This is a genomic window from Kitasatospora sp. NPDC089913 (assembly GCF_044748625.1).
Classification (GTDB): domain Bacteria; phylum Actinomycetota; class Actinomycetes; order Streptomycetales; family Streptomycetaceae; genus Kitasatospora.
On sequence record NZ_JBIVGI010000005.1, the window covers coordinates 172,552 to 188,757 of the forward strand.

At 74.3% G+C, this 16,206-nt stretch carries 14 protein-coding genes; 4 read left to right on the plus strand and 10 right to left on the minus strand.

Annotated elements, in window-relative coordinates:
• Positions 1-108: 108 nt before the first annotated feature.
• Together ACIPYS_RS10555 and ACIPYS_RS10560 are read right to left on the minus strand one after the other, a co-directional pair.
• Positions 109-1,833, minus strand: a complete 1,725-nt coding sequence (locus ACIPYS_RS10555) for a DUF885 domain-containing protein (protein ID WP_400745307.1) — start codon at positions 1,831-1,833, stop codon at positions 109-111.
• An 84-nt stretch (positions 1,834-1,917) separates the two neighbouring features.
• Positions 1,918-2,607: a rhomboid-like protein gene (locus ACIPYS_RS10560; protein WP_400745309.1), complete on the minus strand. Its 690-nt coding sequence runs from the start codon at positions 2,605-2,607 to the stop codon at positions 1,918-1,920.
• Between the two features lie 229 nt (positions 2,608-2,836).
• Between ACIPYS_RS10560 and ACIPYS_RS10565 the strand changes: the two genes are divergently transcribed.
• The gene (locus ACIPYS_RS10565) at positions 2,837-3,586 is read left to right on the plus strand and encodes a TetR/AcrR family transcriptional regulator (protein WP_400745311.1); all 750 of its coding nucleotides are present in this window, start codon (positions 2,837-2,839) and stop codon (positions 3,584-3,586) included.
• A 125-nt stretch (positions 3,587-3,711) separates the two neighbouring features.
• Here ACIPYS_RS10565 and ACIPYS_RS10570 read toward each other — a convergent pair whose 3' ends face one another.
• Positions 3,712-4,572, minus strand: a complete 861-nt coding sequence (locus tag ACIPYS_RS10570; protein ID WP_093860539.1) for a fumarylacetoacetate hydrolase family protein — start codon at positions 4,570-4,572, stop codon at positions 3,712-3,714.
• A 290-nt stretch (positions 4,573-4,862) separates the two neighbouring features.
• On the opposite strand from ACIPYS_RS10570, the gene ACIPYS_RS10575 reads away from it, so the two are divergent.
• The gene (locus ACIPYS_RS10575; protein WP_093864895.1) at positions 4,863-5,564 is read left to right on the plus strand and encodes an MBL fold metallo-hydrolase; all 702 of its coding nucleotides are present in this window, start codon (positions 4,863-4,865) and stop codon (positions 5,562-5,564) included.
• On the opposite strand, the gene ACIPYS_RS10580 is transcribed toward ACIPYS_RS10575, so the two are convergent.
• The 7 genes from ACIPYS_RS10580 to ACIPYS_RS10610 all read right to left on the minus strand — a co-directional run bounded on the left by ACIPYS_RS10580 (position 5,520) and on the right by ACIPYS_RS10610 (position 12,447).
• Entirely contained in the window at positions 5,520-6,734 is a 1,215-nt protein-coding gene (locus tag ACIPYS_RS10580; RefSeq protein ID WP_400745314.1) for a protein kinase, read from the minus strand. The two genes, ACIPYS_RS10575 and ACIPYS_RS10580, sit on opposite strands and share 45 nt — an antisense overlap.
• Before the next feature lie 138 nt (positions 6,735-6,872).
• On the minus strand, positions 6,873-7,862 hold the full coding sequence (locus ACIPYS_RS10585; protein WP_400745315.1) for an ABC transporter substrate-binding protein: 990 nt from the start codon (positions 7,860-7,862) through the stop codon (positions 6,873-6,875).
• Between the two features lie 55 nt (positions 7,863-7,917).
• A complete protein-coding gene (locus tag ACIPYS_RS10590) occupies positions 7,918-8,670 on the minus strand; it encodes an amino acid ABC transporter ATP-binding protein (protein ID WP_400745470.1) in 753 nt (250 codons plus the stop codon).
• A gap of 65 nt (positions 8,671-8,735) precedes the next feature.
• Positions 8,736-9,740 (minus strand): amino acid ABC transporter permease, encoded by a 1,005-nt coding sequence (locus ACIPYS_RS10595; RefSeq protein ID WP_400745317.1) that lies wholly within the window; start codon positions 9,738-9,740, stop codon positions 8,736-8,738.
• Positions 9,741-9,768: 28 nt separating this feature from the next.
• The gene (locus tag ACIPYS_RS10600) at positions 9,769-10,722 is read right to left on the minus strand and encodes an ABC transporter substrate-binding protein (protein ID WP_093860543.1); all 954 of its coding nucleotides are present in this window, start codon (positions 10,720-10,722) and stop codon (positions 9,769-9,771) included.
• Positions 10,723-10,786: 64 nt separating this feature from the next.
• Positions 10,787-11,272: a GNAT family N-acetyltransferase gene (locus ACIPYS_RS10605; RefSeq protein WP_093860544.1), complete on the minus strand. Its 486-nt coding sequence runs from the start codon at positions 11,270-11,272 to the stop codon at positions 10,787-10,789.
• Complete coding sequence (locus ACIPYS_RS10610; protein WP_400745319.1) at positions 11,269-12,447, minus strand: LLM class flavin-dependent oxidoreductase; 1,179 nt, start codon at positions 12,445-12,447, stop codon at positions 11,269-11,271. Before ACIPYS_RS10610 ends, ACIPYS_RS10605 begins: the two co-directional genes overlap by 4 nt.
• Positions 12,448-13,201: 754 nt before the next feature.
• Between ACIPYS_RS10610 and ACIPYS_RS10615 the strand changes: the two genes are divergently transcribed.
• Both ACIPYS_RS10615 and ACIPYS_RS10620 read left to right on the plus strand, forming a co-directional pair.
• The gene (locus ACIPYS_RS10615) at positions 13,202-14,248 is read left to right on the plus strand and encodes an amino acid ABC transporter permease (RefSeq protein ID WP_400745320.1); all 1,047 of its coding nucleotides are present in this window, start codon (positions 13,202-13,204) and stop codon (positions 14,246-14,248) included.
• Positions 14,245-16,203 (plus strand): FAD/NAD(P)-binding protein, encoded by a 1,959-nt coding sequence (locus ACIPYS_RS10620; protein WP_400745322.1) that lies wholly within the window; start codon positions 14,245-14,247, stop codon positions 16,201-16,203. Before ACIPYS_RS10615 ends, ACIPYS_RS10620 begins: the two co-directional genes overlap by 4 nt.
• Positions 16,204-16,206: the final 3 nt, after the last annotated feature.

Consider the following 16,206-nt stretch of genomic DNA (forward strand, 5'->3'; position numbering starts at 1 on the left):
TTGAAATGGGACCAAAGAACCAGATCGACCGGGACCGCGGCCCGGGGCCCCGGGACATGCCCGGGACCCCGCGCCGCGATCGGACGGCACGGAGGCCGCCGGACCGGACTACAGCGCGGACAGCTCCGCGACCAGGTCGTCCAGGCCCAGCGAGCCCTGCGACAGCGCCGCCATGTGCCAGGCCTTGAGGTCGAACACCTCGCCGCGCGCCTCGTGCGCCGCCCGGGCCGCCGCCCGGCCGCGCAGCCAGGCCCGCTCACCCAGCTTGTAGCCGATCGCCTGACCGGGCAGGCCCAGGTAGCGGACCAGCTCGCTGTCCAGGAAGTCGGCGGACAGCCCGCAGTAGCGGCCGAAGAACTCACGGGCGGCGTCCGGCTCGACCCGCTCCCCCGGGCGGTACGGCGAGTCGGCCGGGAAGTCCAGTCCGGCGTGCATGCCGATGTCGACGATGACCCGCAGCGCCCGCATCATCTGCGCGTTGAGGTAGCCGAGCCGGTGGCCCGGGTCGGTGAGGTAGCCGAGCTCGTCCATCAGGCGCTCGGCGTAGAGCGCCCAGCCCTCCAGGTTGGCGCTCACCCCGCCGAGGCTGACCTGGTAGGTGGAGAGCCGGTCCGCGACGTAGTTCCACTGCGCGAGCTGCAGGTGGTGGCCGGGGACGCCCTCGTGGTACCAGGTCGAGACGAGGTCCCACTCCGGGAAGCGCTCGCGGCCGAGGGTGGGCAGCCAGGTCCGGCCGGGACGGCTGAAGTCCAGCGAGGGGGCCGTGTAGTACGGCGCGGCGGCGCTGCCGGCCGGGGCGATCCGGGACTCGACCCGGGTGATCGGCTCGGCCAGGTCGAAGTGGATGCCCTGGAGGTCGGCGATCGCGCCGTCCATCAGCCCCTGCAGGAACTCACGGGCGGCCTCGGCGCCGAACCGCGCGGGACCGTCGGTCTCCAGCCACTTCATCGCCTGCATCGGGTCGGCGCCCGGCCGCACCTTCTCGGCCTCGGTGCGCATCTGGGCCAGCAGGTCGTGGAACTCCTGCCAGGCCCAGGCGTAGGCCTCGTCGAGATCGAGGTCGGCACCGGTCCAGTAGCGCACCCAGCGGCCGTAGCGCTCGCGGCCGACGGTGTCCGGGGCACCGGCCGCAGCCGGTCCGTAGACCTCGCCCAGCCAGTCCCGCAGGGCCGCCAGGCCCTCGGCGGCGGCGGTCGCGCGCGCGGACAGCTCGGCGCGCAGCGACTCGGGGGCCTCCTCGACCAGGTCGCCGAACCAGCCGCCCGGGGTGTCGCCGGCCAGCCACTCGCCGAGCTGGCCGATCACCGTGGTCACCTGGCGCGGGCCGGAGAGCAGGCCGCGCTCGATGCCCTCGGCGAGGGTCGCGCGGTACCCGGCGAGCGCCTCCGGCACCCGGGCCAGGCGGCGGCCGAGGATGCCCCACTGCTCCTCGGTGTCGGTGGGCATGAGGGTGAAGACGTCACGGAGGTTGTGCAGCGGGGAACCCAGGTTGTGGACGGCCCGGAACCGCTCGCCCGCGTCGTGGACGGCGAGCTCGGCGACCAGCCGCTCGCGCAGCAGACGGGCACAGCGCCGTTCGGCCTCGTCCCGGGCGGCGTCGGCCGCGGCGGCCGGGTCGAGCGCCGCCTCGGCCTCGTCGAGCCGGGCCAGGGTGGAGCGCCCGAGCTCCGCGATCGCCTCGGCCCCGGCCGGGGAGAGGTCGGGAAGGCGGTCGTCCTCGGGGTTCAGGCCCAGATACACCGCGGTCAGCGGGTCGAGCTCGGCGAGGTCCCGCACGTAGGCGTCGGCGACACGGCGGGGGGTGATGCCGTCGGAGCTGATCAGTTCAACCATCCGGACATCATTTCGTGGCGCGCGCCGTTTGCAAGCCCCTACCCGGTGGCATGGACCGGCCAATTCGCTACTGCCGGCGCGCCCTCACCCGCCCGGGCGGCGCCGCCACCGGCGCCGCAGCGCCCGGCCCGGGTCCCACCTGGACCGTCCGTGTGCGAAGCGGAAGAAGCAGAGACCGATCAGTACGGCGCTGAAGTGCCCGAGGTCCGTGAACGTGTGCGAGACCACCAGGGGCACCAGGTAGAAGACGACGACCCCGGCGCCGTAGAGCCACCGCCAGCCGCCCGCGAACCGGTAGGTGAGCACCGCGACCACCCCCGCCAGCGCGTACGAGACCCCGACGTCCACCGTCTCGGCCATGCTCCGCTGCAGGGTCCCCCGGACGATCCCCCAGGCGACCACACCCTCGCTCACCAGGGTCGCCAGCACGTGCGCGGTCGCGGCCACCGCGAACCAGCGCGCGGTGCCCAGCCAGCGCTCGGCGTTGGCGTGGAACACCGTGAACAGCACCGCGTACAGCGGCCAGCTGGACGTCTCGGTCCACAGCGCGCTGGCCACCAGGGCGTGCACCGGACGCGAGCGCAGCTGCTCCAGGTTGGTCGAGCGGGCGGCCAGGAACCAGTCCAGGGTGTGCTGGTCCATCCGGGCCACCACCAGGCTGGTCACCCCCAGCAGGAACAGCCACAGGTACGTCCCCGGCGCCGAGCGCACCCATGCCAGGAGCGCCCCGCGCAGGCGGCGCGCGCGGGGCGGCCGTTCCAGCGTGTGCGCCATCCGGCGGGCCTCCTCGGCAGGGCGGCGGGGTGCCTCCCATCATCCTCGGCCCATCCTCGGCCGGAGCCCGGCGGAGCGCCTCCCGGGGCCTCCCCCGGGCCGCCCCGGCAGCGGCCGCCGGCGGACCGTCCCCGGGTCCGGGAGACCGCCCGGACAGGCACAAACGCCCGTTCGGAAGATCGGTGCACACCCGGCTCCGATCCGGCCCGGGGCCGTTACGCTGACCGGCATGGAAGCCAGCTCAGCCCCCGTACCGCCGGCCCCCGAACCGGCCGCCAGACCGCGGCGCGCCGGGTACCGGCGGCTGCCGGTGCAGCAGCGGCGCGAGCAGCTGATCGCGGTGGCCCTGGAGCTGTTCGCGCACCGGGCGCCCGAGGAGGTCGGGCTGGACGACGTGGCGCAGGCCGCCGGGGCCTCCCGGCCGCTGGTGTACCGCTACTTCGCGGGCGGCAAGCAGCAGCTCTACGAGGCCGCGCTGCGCAGCGCGGCCGAGGAGCTCACCGGCCGGTTCGTGGTCCCGCTCGCCGGGACCCCGACCCAGCAGCTGTCCGCCGTCCTGGAGAGCTACTTCGCCTTCGTCGCCGAGCACGGCACCGGCTACTCGGCGCTGCTGCGCGGCGGATCGGTGGTGGAGACGGCCCGCACCTCGGCGATCGTGGACGAGGTCCGGCGGGCGGCGCTGAAGCGCACGCTGCGCCACCTCGGGGTGCGGCAGGCCGGGCCCAGGCTGACCCTGCTGGTGCGCTCGTGGATCGCGGTGGTCGAGGGGGCCTCGCTGAGCTGGCTCGACGAGGGCCGGGCGGTCCCGGTGGACGAGCTGCGGGAGTGGCTGGTGGACCAGTTCGTGGCGATGGCGGCGGCGACCTCGCTGCACGACCCGCAGACCGCCGAGGTGCTGGCCGGGCTGCTGGCCCTGGAGGGCGCGGACTCGCCGCGGACGGCCCGGCTGCGGGCGGCGCTGGGCGGACCGGTCGGGTAGCGGCGCCGGATCTGCCGCCGGCCGAGCAGTGCGCCGGAGGCGCGGCCCGACCGAGTGGCCCGGCGCGGCGGGCCGGGTACGGGGTCCGGCCCGACCCCCGTGCCAAGGGTCGGGACGGCCGAGCGCTACGCCTTGCCGAGGACCTGCCGCTGCCGGCCGAGCCCGTCGATCTCGATCTCGACGATGTCGCCGGGCGCCAGGTACGGCGTACCCGGGCGGCCCAGGGTGACCCCGGCCGGGGTCCCGGTGACGATCACGTCGCCCGGCTCCAGCACCATGAACTGGCTCGCGTAGCGGACCAGCTCCAGCACCGGGAAGACCATCCGCTCGGTGGAGCCGTCCTGGCGCAGCTCCCCGTTGACCCACAGCCGCAGCGGCAGCCGCTGCGGATCGGCCACCTCGTCGGTGGTGACCAGCCACGGGCCGAGCGGGGTGAAGGTCTCCGCCGACTTGCCCTTGTCCCACTGGCCGCCGCGCTCGAACTGGAAGGCCCGCTCGGTGACGTCGTTGGCGATGGTGTAGCCGGCGATCACCCCGGCCGCCGCCGCGTGGTCCGGCAGGTAGCGGGCCGTCCGGCCGATCACCACGGCCAGCTCGGCCTCGTAGTCGGTCTTCTCGCCGCCGCGCGGCACCAGCACCTCGTCGTACGGGCCGACCACGGTCGAGCCGGGCTTGAGGAAGATCACCGGTTCGTCCGGGATCGCCGCGCCCGCCTCGGCCGCGTGGTCCCGGTAGTTGAGGCCGATACCGACCACCTTGCCGGGGCGCACCACCGGCGGACCGACCCGCTGCCCGCCGATCTCGGTCACCGGCAGCCGGCCGGCCGCCAGCCGCCCGGCCAGCGCGGCCGCGCCGTCACCGGCCAGCCCGGCGAGGAAGCCGCCGTCGATGTCCGCGGTCACCCCGGAGAGGTCGTACGCGGTGCCGTCCTGGCCCAGCGCGACCGGGCGTTCGGCGCCCGGCGGGCCGACGCGGAGAAGCTTCATCCGATCCCCACCTCCTAGTTCGTCGAATTCGTCGCAGCTCGCCGGGCTCCGGACCGGGCCGCCCGGAGGCGGCGCGGACCGTGCCCGGCCCCTGTGCTGCGAGGTATATCAACGGCGCGCCGCCCCGGACCAGACCGTCCCGATCGGCGAAATCCTCCCAACCGTCCGAGCCCGGCACCGGCCGCACTGGGCGGCCGTACGGTTGACAGCCGGCCGGCCGTCCCGCCGGGCCGTCACGCCCGGGGCGAACACCCGGTCGAACGGGCAACCCGCGGGGCATGCTCGATCCCATGGAGATCACCCGCATCCGCCCCGAACTGACCGTCGTCAACCTGGACTTCGGCACCGTCTACCTCTGGCGCGACGAGGACGGCTCGCTCACCCTGATCGACACCGGCACCGTCGGACAGGCCGACACCATCGAGAAGGCGATCCGCGCCGACGGCGCCGACCCGGCCGCGCTGCGCAGCATCGTGCTCACCCACTACCACGAGGACCACGCCGGATCGGCGGCCGAACTCTCCCGGCGGCTGGGCGCCGAGGTGGTGGCCCACCGGCTGGAGGCCCCGGTGCTCCGGGGCGAGCAGCAGCCCCGGCCGATGGTGCTGAGCCCCTTCGAGCAGGAGATCTGGGACAGCCTGCCGAAGCTGCCGCCCGCCCCGCCGTGCGCGGTCGACCGCGAGGTGGCCGGCGGCGAGGTGCTCGGCTTCGGCGGCGGCGCGGTGGTGGTGCACGTACCGGGCCACACGGACGGCTCGATCGCACTGCACCTGCCGGAGCGGGGTGTGCTGTTCACCGGGGACCTCGCCGCCAACGTCGAGCGGCGGACCATGCCCGGCGTCTTCAACGCCGATCCGGCGCTGGCCGTGGAGTCCTTCCGCCGGCTGTCGGAGCTGGAGGCCGACACCGTGCTGTTCGGGCACGGCGAGCCGATCGCCGAGGGCGGCTCAGCCGCGCTGCGCCGGGCCGTCGAGCAGCTCGGCCAGCACTAGCGGCCGGGCCGGGTCGGGCGCGGCGCCGGCGCTCTCGCGCTCCCACCGCTCGAGGTCCCGCCCGACGTCCTCGCGGGCCCGGGGGTGGCCGTCCAGTGCGGGCAGCAGCTCGCGCAGCAGGGCGACGGCCGCCCCCGGTCGGCCCGAGCGGGCCAGCCACAGCGCCAGGTCGTGGCAGGTGCGCAGGGTCCGGGGATCGTCCGCTCCGAAGGCCCGGGCGAACTGCGGGATCAGGGCGACGAGTTGCTCGGCGGCGCGCTCGGGCGAGCCGGCCGCGCCGCGCCGCCAGGCGTCGTCGGCCTTCTGCCGCAGCGCCTCCGGGTCGGTGCCGCCCTTGCGGTCCCGCAGCGCCTTGAGGTCGCGCAGCCGTTGCCGGACCTCGGCGGCGTCGGCGGGCCGGTCCTCCGCGTTCTTGGCGAGCAGCTGGAGGATCAGCCGGTCCAGGGCCGGGTCGCCGGTGGCCGGGGGCAGCGGCTGCTCGTGGAGGTGCGCGTACATCATGGTGACGGCCTGGTCGGCGTTGAACGGGCGGCGGCCGGTGCACAGCTGGTAGAGCACCACGCCGAGGGCGTAGAGGTCGGCCCGGCCGTCGATCCGCAGACCCGCCCAGCACTCCGGCGCCAGGTACACCGGCGTGCCGATGACCACGTCGGTGGAGGTGAGTCCGCCGGCGGCGGGCTGGGAGAGCAGCCGGGCGATGCCGAAGTCCAGCACCTTGGCCTCGCCGCCGTCGGTGATCATGATGTTCTCGGGCTTGATGTCCCGGTGCACCACACCGTTGCGGTGCGCGGCGTCCAGCGCCTTGCAGATCTGCCGCACCCAGCGCAGCGAGACCGCCGGCTCCGGCAGGCCGTCGCGCATCACCTGGGCCAGCGAGCGGCCCCGGACCAGCTCCATCACCAGGTAGTGGGTCGACCGGACGCCGTCCTGCATCCGCCCGTAGTCGTAGAGGGTGACGATGTGCGGGTTGGACAGCCCGCCGACCGTCCTGGCCTCGCGGACGAACCGGCCGACCGCCTCCTCGTCGCCCGCCTTCTCGTCGGAGAGCAGCTTGAGCGCGACCGCCCGCCCGATGGTCTCGTCGTGGGCGGCCCAGACCACACCGAACCCGCCCCGGCCCAGCTCCCGGTCCAGCCGGTAGCGGCCGCCCACGACATCGCCCGCCTGCATGCGTTCCCCCACCAAGTCCGCCGGAATCGAACACCGTTCATCCTGACCGGGTCACGATAGCGGCGGGGAGCGGCACCCGGGTGAACGACCCCGGGACCGCTCCCCCGCTGCGGTTCCGGGGCCGCCCCCGGGCCCTCGCTACGGCTGCTTGGGCTTGGGCAGGCCGACCGGGTTGACCTCCGAGGCGGGCACCGCCTCGGCGTCCAGGCCCCAGCGCTTCAGCACCTGGGCGTAGCTGCCGTTCCTGATCACCTCGTTGATCGCCCCGTTCAGTGCCCCGACCAGGCCGCTGTCCTTCTTCGTGGTGGCCCCGATCTTGCCGAGCACCTCGGCGCCGCCGCCGGAGTAGGTGCCGATCACCTCGGTCTCGCCGCTCTGCACGGCGTGGAAGGCGGCCACCGGGTTGGGGCCGACGTAGGCGTCGATCCGGCCGGAGGAGAGCGCCAGGTAGTAGTCCGAGGAGTTCTGGAAGTACTTGATGTCGGCCGGCTTCAGGCCGTTCTTGGTGTTCTCCTCGTTCCAGGCGATCAGCAGCTTCTCCTGGTTGGTGCCGGAGGCGACGGCGACGGTCCTCCCGGCGATGTCCTCGGGCCCGGTGACCTTCCAGCCGGTGCCCTTCTTCGCCTCGAAGCCGAGGACGTCCAGCCGGTAGGTGGCGAAGTCGTACTTCTCCTTCCTCGCCTCGGTGACGGTGATGTTGGAGATGCCGACGTCGTACTTGCCGCTGTCCAGGCCGACGAAGATGTTCTCCCAGGAGACCGGGTTGAACTCCACCTTGAGGCCGAGCACATTGCCGATCAGCGAGGCGATGTCCGGCTCGACGCCGATCACCGTCCGGTCGTCGTCGGCGTAGAAGTCCAGCGGTGGCGTGGTGCCGAGCGAGTCGACCACGGTCAGCGTCCCGCGTCTCCTGATCTCCTCCGGCACCAGGGCGGCCAGGGCGTCCACCTTGGGCGTGGTCACCCGGTTCTGCCGCGGGGTGAGGTTGACCGCGGTGCCGTCCGGGGCGGTGCCGCCCTTGGCGGGAGCGAGGTCCGCCGCCGCGTCCGTGGAGCTGCCGCAGGCGGCCAGGGTGAGGGAGGCGGCGAGCGCGGCGGCGGTCACGAGGGCGCGACGGGGTAGGGACACGGCGGAACTCCTGCGGGTGAAGGGGGAAGGGGGAAGGGGGAAGGGGTGGGTGGACTCAGAGGACCTTGGCCAGGAAGGCTCTGGTCCGCTCGTGCTTCGGCTCGTCCAGGACGGCCTGCGGCGGGCCCTGCTCGACCACGACGCCGCCGTCCATGAAGACCACGGTGTCGGCGACCTCGCGGGCGAAGCCGATCTCGTGGGTCACCACGATCATCGTGGTGCCGGCCCGGGCGAGGTCCTTGACGACGTCGAGCACCTCGCCGACCAGCTCCGGGTCCAGCGCCGAGGTCGGCTCGTCGAACAGCAGCACCTTGGGCTCCAGCGCCAGCGCCCGGGCGATCGCCACCCGCTGCTGCTGGCCGCCGGAGAGCTGCCGGGGGTAGGCGTCCGCCTTGTCGGCCAGGCCCACCCGCTCCAGCAGCTCCCGCGCCCCGGCCCGGGCCTCGGCCTTCGGCCGGCGCAGGGCGCTGACCGGCGCCTCGACGATGTTCTCCAGCACGGTGAGGTGCGGGAAGAGGTTGAAGTTCTGGAACACGAAGCCGATGCCGGTCCGCTGGCGCAGGACCTCGCGCTCCTTGAGCTCGTGCAGCTTGTCCCCGGACCGGCGGTAGCCGATCAGCTCGCCGTCGATCGCGACGAAGCCGCGGTCGACCTTCTCCAGGTGGTTGATCGCGCGCAGCAGGGTCGACTTGCCGGAGCCGGACGGCCCGAGCACCACCGTCACCGAGCCGGCCGGGACGTCGAGGTCGACGCCGCGCAGCACCGCGTTCGGACCGAAGCTCTTCCACAGGCCGCGGACCTGCACCATCGACGGTGCGGCGGCCGGCTCGTCCGCCGGGGTGTCCTGGACGAGCGGTTCCTTGACGACGGTGGTCATGAGCGGCCTCCGAGGGCGACGGCGGTGGCGGTGCGGGCGCGCAGGCCCCGGACGAGGGAGCGGGCCCGCTGGAGCGGGGTGGGCGGCGGGGTGCGGTCGGCCCCGCGGGCGAAGTAGCGCTCGACGTAGTACTGGCCGATCGACAGCACGGTGGTCAGCAGCACGTACCAGACGGTGGCGACCATCAGCAGCGGCACCACCCGGCCGGTGCGGCCGTACACCACCTGCACCTGGTAGAAGAGTTCGCCGATCGCCATCACGTAGACCACCGAGGTGCCCTTGAACAGGGAGATCACCTCGTTGGCGGCGGACGGCAGGATGCCGCGCATCGCCTGCGGCAGCACGATCCGCCGGGCCTGCCGCCAGCGCGGCACGCCGAGCGCCGCGGCCGCCTCGCGCTGGCCGGGGTCGACGGCGATGATGCCGCCGCGGATGATCTCGGCGGCGAAGGCGGCCTGGTGCAGTCCGAGGCCGAGCACGGCCGCGCCGAGCGCGCCCAGCACCCCGACCGTCTCGAAGTCCCCGAAGGTGGGGCCGAACGGGATGCCGAAGCCGAAGCGCTTGTAGAGGTAGGAGAGGTTGAACCAGAAGACCAGCTGGACGATCAGCGGGATCGAGCGGAACACCCAGACGTAGGCCCAGGCGACGGTCTGCAGGATCGTGCTGCGGGAGAGCCGCATCGCGGCCACCACGGCACCCAGCAGGAAGCCCAGCACGGTGCCGTACGCGGTGAGTTCGACGGTGCGGCCGACCGCCCGCAGGATGGTGTCGGCGGAGAAGTAGACCCGGAAGGTGGCCCAGTCCCAGCCGGGGTTGGTGGCCAGGCCGTGGGCGAACTGGGCCAGCACGACGAGGGCGGCGAGGCCGGCCGCCCAGCGCCAGGGGTAGCGGGCGCGGACGGTGCGCAGGCCGGCCAGTTCGCCGAGGTCGAGCGGGGCGGTGGCGGGCGCGCGGTCGGGTTTCGAACGGGCCGGGGCGACGGCGGTGGTGGCGGCGGTCATGGGGGACTCCTCCCGGGGGGACAGGGGATCACGCGTGCTCGGGCGGGCTGATCAGGGACTCCTTGACGGCCGAGTCCGTCACTCCCCACTTCTTGAGGATCCGGTCGTAGGTGCCGTCCTTGATCAGCTCGTTGACGGCCGCCTGGAAGGCCGGGGTCAGCGCCGAGCCCTTCTTGAACGCGAAGCCGACGTCGAGCCGGTGGAACTCGCCCAGGAACCTGGTGCCGGAGGCCTCCTGCGCCGCCTGGTAGCGCAGGCCGTTGATGGTGGACATCACGACGTCCACCCGGCCCTGCTGGAGGCTGGTCAGGGTGGCGCCGTTGTCGCTGAACGCCTTGACCTCGTAGGGCTGCTTCCCGGCGTCGGTGCAGACGTTCTTCTTGGCGTTGAGGGTGGTCTCGAAGGTGGTTCCGGCGCCGGTGCCGATGGTCAGGCCGCACAGCTGGACCAGGTCGGTGACCGGCTTGACGGCGGTGTTGTCCTTCTTGACCGCGAAGCCCTGGCCGTCGTCGATGTAGGTGACGAAGTCGATGGTCCTCAGCCGGGCCGCGGTCACCCCGAAGTTGCCGGTGCCGACGTCGTACTTGCCGCTGTCGAGCGCGGGCAGGATGGTCTCGAACGCCGCCTCCTCCCGCCGCACGGTCAGGCCGAGCAGCCGGCCGACCGCGTCGCCGAAGTCGATGTCCACCCCAGCGGCCTTCTTGGTGGCCTGGTCGGCGTAGAACGCCGAGGGCGGGGCGCCGATCGAGGAGCCGAACTTCACCGTCCCGGCGGCGCGGACGTCGGCGGGCAGCAGCGCGGCGGCGGTGTCCGACTTCTTGAGGCCGGAGACGAGGTCCTCGGCGGCGGCGGAGACGGCCGGCCCGGCGGAGCCGCCCGCCGCGGTGCCGGTGCTCGGGTCCGAGCTGCACGCCGCCAGGGCCAGCACCGGCAGCAGGGCGGTGGCGGCGAGCAGCCGGGGGCGGGCGGTGGTGGTTCTCACGGAAGTGCCTTTCGGGAGGTGCGGGGGCGGTGCGGGCAGGACGGGGGGCGGGGGGCGGGTGGACTCAGGGCAGCCGCTTCTCGAACGGCAGTGGTCCGATCGTCAGAGGATCGGCGTCGACGTCGAACTGCGGGGTGTAGCCGGCGGCCAGGTACAGCCCCCTGGCCTCGGGCTGGCGCGGGCCGGTGGTGAGGAAGATCCGCCGGTAGCCGGCCCCGGCGGCGGCCCGCTCCAGCTCGGCCAGCACCCGGCGCGCCAGCCCCCGGCGACGGTGCGCCGAGGCCGTCCACATCCGCTTCACCTCCGCCGTCCGCTCGTCGTACCGCTTGTACGCGCCGCCGGCCACCGGCTCGCCGTCCTCCAGCAGGAGCAGCAGCAGGCCGTGCGGCGCGGTCCAGCTGTCCGCCGGGTAGCGGGTCATCTCCTCGTGCGCCTCGGGGCCGTAGCGGCGCACGTACTCCTCGGTGAGCTCGCGCACCAGCGGCCCGGCGAGCGGGTCGTCGATGCCGACCCGGCGGACCTCGACGTCGAGCGCCGGCGCGCCGCTCACGCCTGGGCCGCGATCAGCTGGTGCCGGTCGTGCTCGGCCCGCGCGGCCCGCTCGGCCTCCGCCGCCGCCTCGGCCGCCGCCCTGGCCGCGTCCCGCTTGGCGACCTCCTCGCGCACGATCGGGATGACGTACCGGCCGAAGTCGATCGCGTCGTCCACCAGGTGGTAGCCGCGGGCGGAGAGGATGTCCACGCCCAGGTCGTAGTAGTCCAGCAGCGCCTGGGCGACCGTCTCCGGGGTGCCGACCAGCGCGTTGGAGTTGCCCGCCCCACCGGTGGCGGCGGCGGTCGGCGTCCACAGCGCCCGGTCGTAGCGCTCGCCGGCCTCGGCGATCTCCAGCAGGCGCTGCGAACCGGCGTTCTCGGGCCCGGAGCCGGCCGGGCGGCTGCGGCGGACCAGCTCGCCGCCCTCGCGCCGGGCCTTGATCGCGGCGACCGTCCGGTGCGCCTTCTCCCAGGCCAGCTCCTCGGTCGGCGCGATGATCGGCCGGAACGCCACCTGGATCCGCGGCGCGTCCGCCCGCCCGGCCTGCCGGGCCGACTCCAGCACCCGCTCGATCTGCTCGGCGGTGCGGGCCAGCGGCTCGCCCCAGAGGCAGTAGATGTCGGCCTCGGCACCGCCGGCCGCGTACGCCGCCTCCGAGGAGCCGCCGAAGGAGACGCCCGGCCGGGGCTGCTGCACCGGGAAGACGTCGGAGACGAAGTCGTGGAAGCGGTAGTGGGCGCCCTCGTGGTCGAAGGGCTCCCGGCTGGTCCACGCCTTCTTGACGATCCGGATGTACTCCCGGGTGCGGTCGTAGCGCTCGTCCTTGGTGAGGAAGTCGCCCTCGCGCTGCTGCTCGTGGTCGTTGCCGCCGGTGATGAAGTGGACGGTGAGCCGGCCGTCGCTGATCCGGTCCAGGGTGGCGAAGGTCTTGGCGGCGAAGGTCGGGTACGAGACGTTCGGGCGGTGGGCGAGCAGGATCTGCAGGCGGTCGAGGCGGGAGGCGATGAACGCGGCGGCGGGCGCCGGGTCGGGCGAGCCGGAGCCGTAGGCGAACAGCACCCGGTCCCAGTCGTGATCCTCGTGGGCGCGGGCCAGCTTCAGGGTGTAGTCGCGGTCGAACGCGGCCGTGGTGCGGGCGGTGGTCTCCGTACCGTCGGCGGTGGCGGCGATGCCGAGGAATTCGACGGGCATGGTGGCGGAACCTTTCGGGTCGTCCGCGGGCCGGCCGGAGGCGGGCGGCCGGCCGGTGGGTGCGGGAACGGGGGACGGCAGGGGGCACCGCCGGCCGGCGGCCGGGGGCGGGAGGGCCGTGCGGAAGCGGGACGGCCGTACGGCGTCGGGAGGGCCGTGCGGGAACAGGAGTGTCGTACGGGAACGGGAACGGAGCAGCGGCGGGCACGTGACGGCCCGGGCGGTGCGGAGGACTGCCGGAGCGCAGCGGGGCGGGGAGGAAGAGAGGTGGGCGGCAGCGCGCGGCCGACGGGCCGTCAGGAGATGACGGCCGTCCCGGCCCGGGGCGGGGCACCGAGGGAGGTCGCTCCGGAGGAGGACGGGGCCGGACGGGCGGCCCGCTGCCGGGTCAGCCGCGACACGCCGCGGACCACACCCGACCGAAGTCGATGTGGTCGCGGGTGACCAGGGGCTGCTCGGCGTACATGGCCTCAAGTTGAGCAGTGAACCCCGCACCCGTCAACCGTCCACCATTGCCGCTCTGTTGCGATCTCCTGTCGCCACGCGACGCCTCCCCCGCCCCGGCCGCCCCGTCGCCGGCGGCCCTTGACACCCGCCGATCGCGCACGCGTACGATCGAAAGCGGAGTGCAGTGCCCCGCCGGACGCGTTGAGGGACGCGGGCCGGCCGCAACGGCCGTACGTGACCACGCCGTACCCCGCCCCGTGCGCCCGCGCGCACCCCGCGTCTCCGCCCTCCCGCCTGGAGCCTCCGCATGGCCACCCCGCCGGACGTCCTGCCCGCCCCCTCCTCCCCGCCCGTTCCCCCGGTCCCACGCCCGGACGGCACCACCGCAGCACCCGCCACCGCCCCCGACGTCTCGGCCGCCACCGCCCGGATCGTCCCGCGCCGCCGTACCGGCCAGTGGATCTCCGCCGCCGTCGCGCTGCTGCTGTTCGCCATGGCGGTCAACTCCCTGGCCCGCAACCGGGCGTTCCAGTGGGACGTGGTCGCCGACTGGTTCACCGCCACCTCGGTGATGAACGGCCTCACCCTGACCCTCTGGCTGACCGCCGTCACCCTCGCCCTCGGCTTCGTGCTCGGCACCGTGCTCGCCACCATGCGGCTGTCCGCCAACCCGGTGCTGCGCACGCTCAGCTGGACCTACATCTGGATCTTCCGCTCCACCCCCGCCCTGGTGCAGCTGCTGCTGTTCTTCAACATAGGCGCGCTGTACCCGACCCTCGGCCTGGGTGTCCCGTTCGGCCCTGAGTTCGTCACCGTGCGGACCGTCGACCTGTTCGGCCCGACCTTCACCGCCGTGGTCGGACTGACCCTGCTGGAGGCCGCGTACGCCGCCGAGGTGGTGCGCGGCGGCATCCTCTCCGTCGACCGGGGCCAGCTGGAGGCCGCCGCCGCGCTCGGCCTCGGCCGGTGGCGGGTGCTGCGCCGGATCGTCGTCCCGCAGGCGATGCGCTCGATCGTGCCGACCGCCGGGAACATGCTGATCAGCGCGCTCAAGGGGACCAGCATCATCAGCGTGCTGGCCGTCTCCGACCTGCTCTACTCCGTCCAGCTGGTCTATCTGCAGTCCTACCAGGTCATCCCGATGCTGATGGTCGCCACCCTCTGGTACGTGGTGATCACCACCGTGCTCTCGGTCGGGCAGTACTACGTCGAACGCCACTTCGCGAAGGGCGCCACCCGCGAGGGCCTGCCGCCCACGCCGCTGCACCGGGCCCGCGCCGCGTACCGGCGGCTGCGCGCCGTCGCGGACCAGGCCGCCCCGTCGGACACGACCGGTGGGGAGGCTGCCCGATGAGCGCCGTCCTGGTCGTGGTGGGCGCGGGGCCGCGCGGCACCGGGGTGCTGGAGCGGATCGCCGCCAACGCCCCCGAACTGCTGCCCGCCGACCGGCCGTTGCACATCCACCTGGTCGACCCGCACCCACCGGGCGGCGGCCGGATCTGGCGCCACGAGCAGTCCCCGCTGCTGCGGATGAACTCGATGGCGGAGGACGTCACCATGTTCACCGACGAGCGCTCGACCCTCGACGGGCCGGTCCGCCCCGGCCCCTCGCTGGCCGAATGGGCCGCGCGCCCCGAGGACTTCGCCCCCCACCGGGAGATCGCCGACCCCGCCCTGCGGGCCGAGCTGCGCACCCTCGCACCGACCGACTTCCCCACCCGGCGGGCCCAGAGCGCCTACCTGGACTGGGTGTTCCGGCGCGCCGTCGCCGACCTGCCGCCGCACGTCACGGTCACCGTCCACCGGGACACCGCGCGGCGGATCGAGGGCCCGGCGGACGGCCCGCAGCTGGTCCACCTCTCCGACCGGGTGCTCACCGCCGACCACGTCGTCCTCACCCTCGGCCACCTCGACTCCTCCCCCGACCCCCGCTACGCCGCCGACGCCGCCTTCGCCACCCGGCACGGCCGCTTCCACCTGCCGCCCGCGCACTCCGCCGACGTCGCCGCCGAACTGGAGCGCATCGCCCCCGGCGAGCACACCGTGCTGCGCGGCTTCGGACTCGCCTTCGTCGACCTGGTCTCGCTGCTCACCGAGGGCCGCGGCGGGCGGTTCGAGGAGACGGCCGACGGCGGTGGCGGCCTGGTCTACCGGCCCTCGGGCCGCGAACCGGTGGTGCACGTCGGCTCGCGGCGCGGCGTCCCGTACCACTCCAAGACCGGCTACCGCCTGGCCGGACCGCCGCCGCCGTTCCCCCGGTACTTCGACGCCACCGCCGTCGACGAACTGCTGGACCGGCCGGGGACACTGGAACTGCGGCGCGACGCCTGGCCGTTGATGGCCAAGGAGATCGCCTTCGGCCACTACCACGAGCTGTTCCACGCCCACCCCGGGCGCACCGCCCTGCCCTGGGCGGAGTTCCTCGCCGGCCTCGACGCGCACCCCTGGGCGTCCCCCGGACTCGGCGCGCTGGTCGAACGCGCCGTCCCCGACCCGGCCGACCGGCTCGACCTCGAACGCCTCGACCACCCGCTGGCCGGACTGGAACTCGGCTCCGGCGAGGAACTCCAGCGCTACCTGCGCCGCTACATCGCCGAGGACGCCGACCGGCGCGCCGACCCAGCCCACAGCGCCGACCTCGGCGCCTTCCTCGCCCTGCTCTCGCTGTTCGGCCAGCTGCCCCGGATCCTCGCCTCCGGCCGGCTCACCGCCCGCTCGGTGGGCGAGGAGGTCGACGAGTGGTTCTTCGGCTACTTCAGCTACCTGGCGTCCGGCCCGCCCGGCTTCCGGCTGCGGCAGCTGCTCGCGCTCTCCGAGGCCGGGGTGGTCCGCTTCCTCGGTGCGGGCGTCCGGGTCGAGCGGGACGAGCGCACCGGCAGCTGGCTGGCCTCCGGCACCACCGTGCCCGGCCGCACCGTGACCGCCACCGCACTGGTCGAGGCGTACCTGCCCAAGCACGTGCTGGCCCGCACCCGGGACCCGCTGCTGCGCGAACTGCACCGGGAGGGGCGGATCGTCGAGGAGGTGGTCAGCGACCCCGAGCACACCCACCGATCGGGTCTGCTCACGATCCGGCCCCGGGACGGCCTCGTGCTCGACCCGGCGCTCGGCGGGGAGCCGCATCCGCGGCGCACCGCGCTCGGCCCGCACACCAGCGTGCGGGCGGCGGCCGCGTTCGCCCGGCCGCGCACCGACTCGCCCGGCTTCCGGCAGAACGACGCGGCGGCGCGGGCGCTGCTGGGCGCGCTCGCCGGGGCGGGGGCGGCGGCGGAGGTGGTGGCGGCGGAGGTGGTGACGGCGGCCGTGTAGACG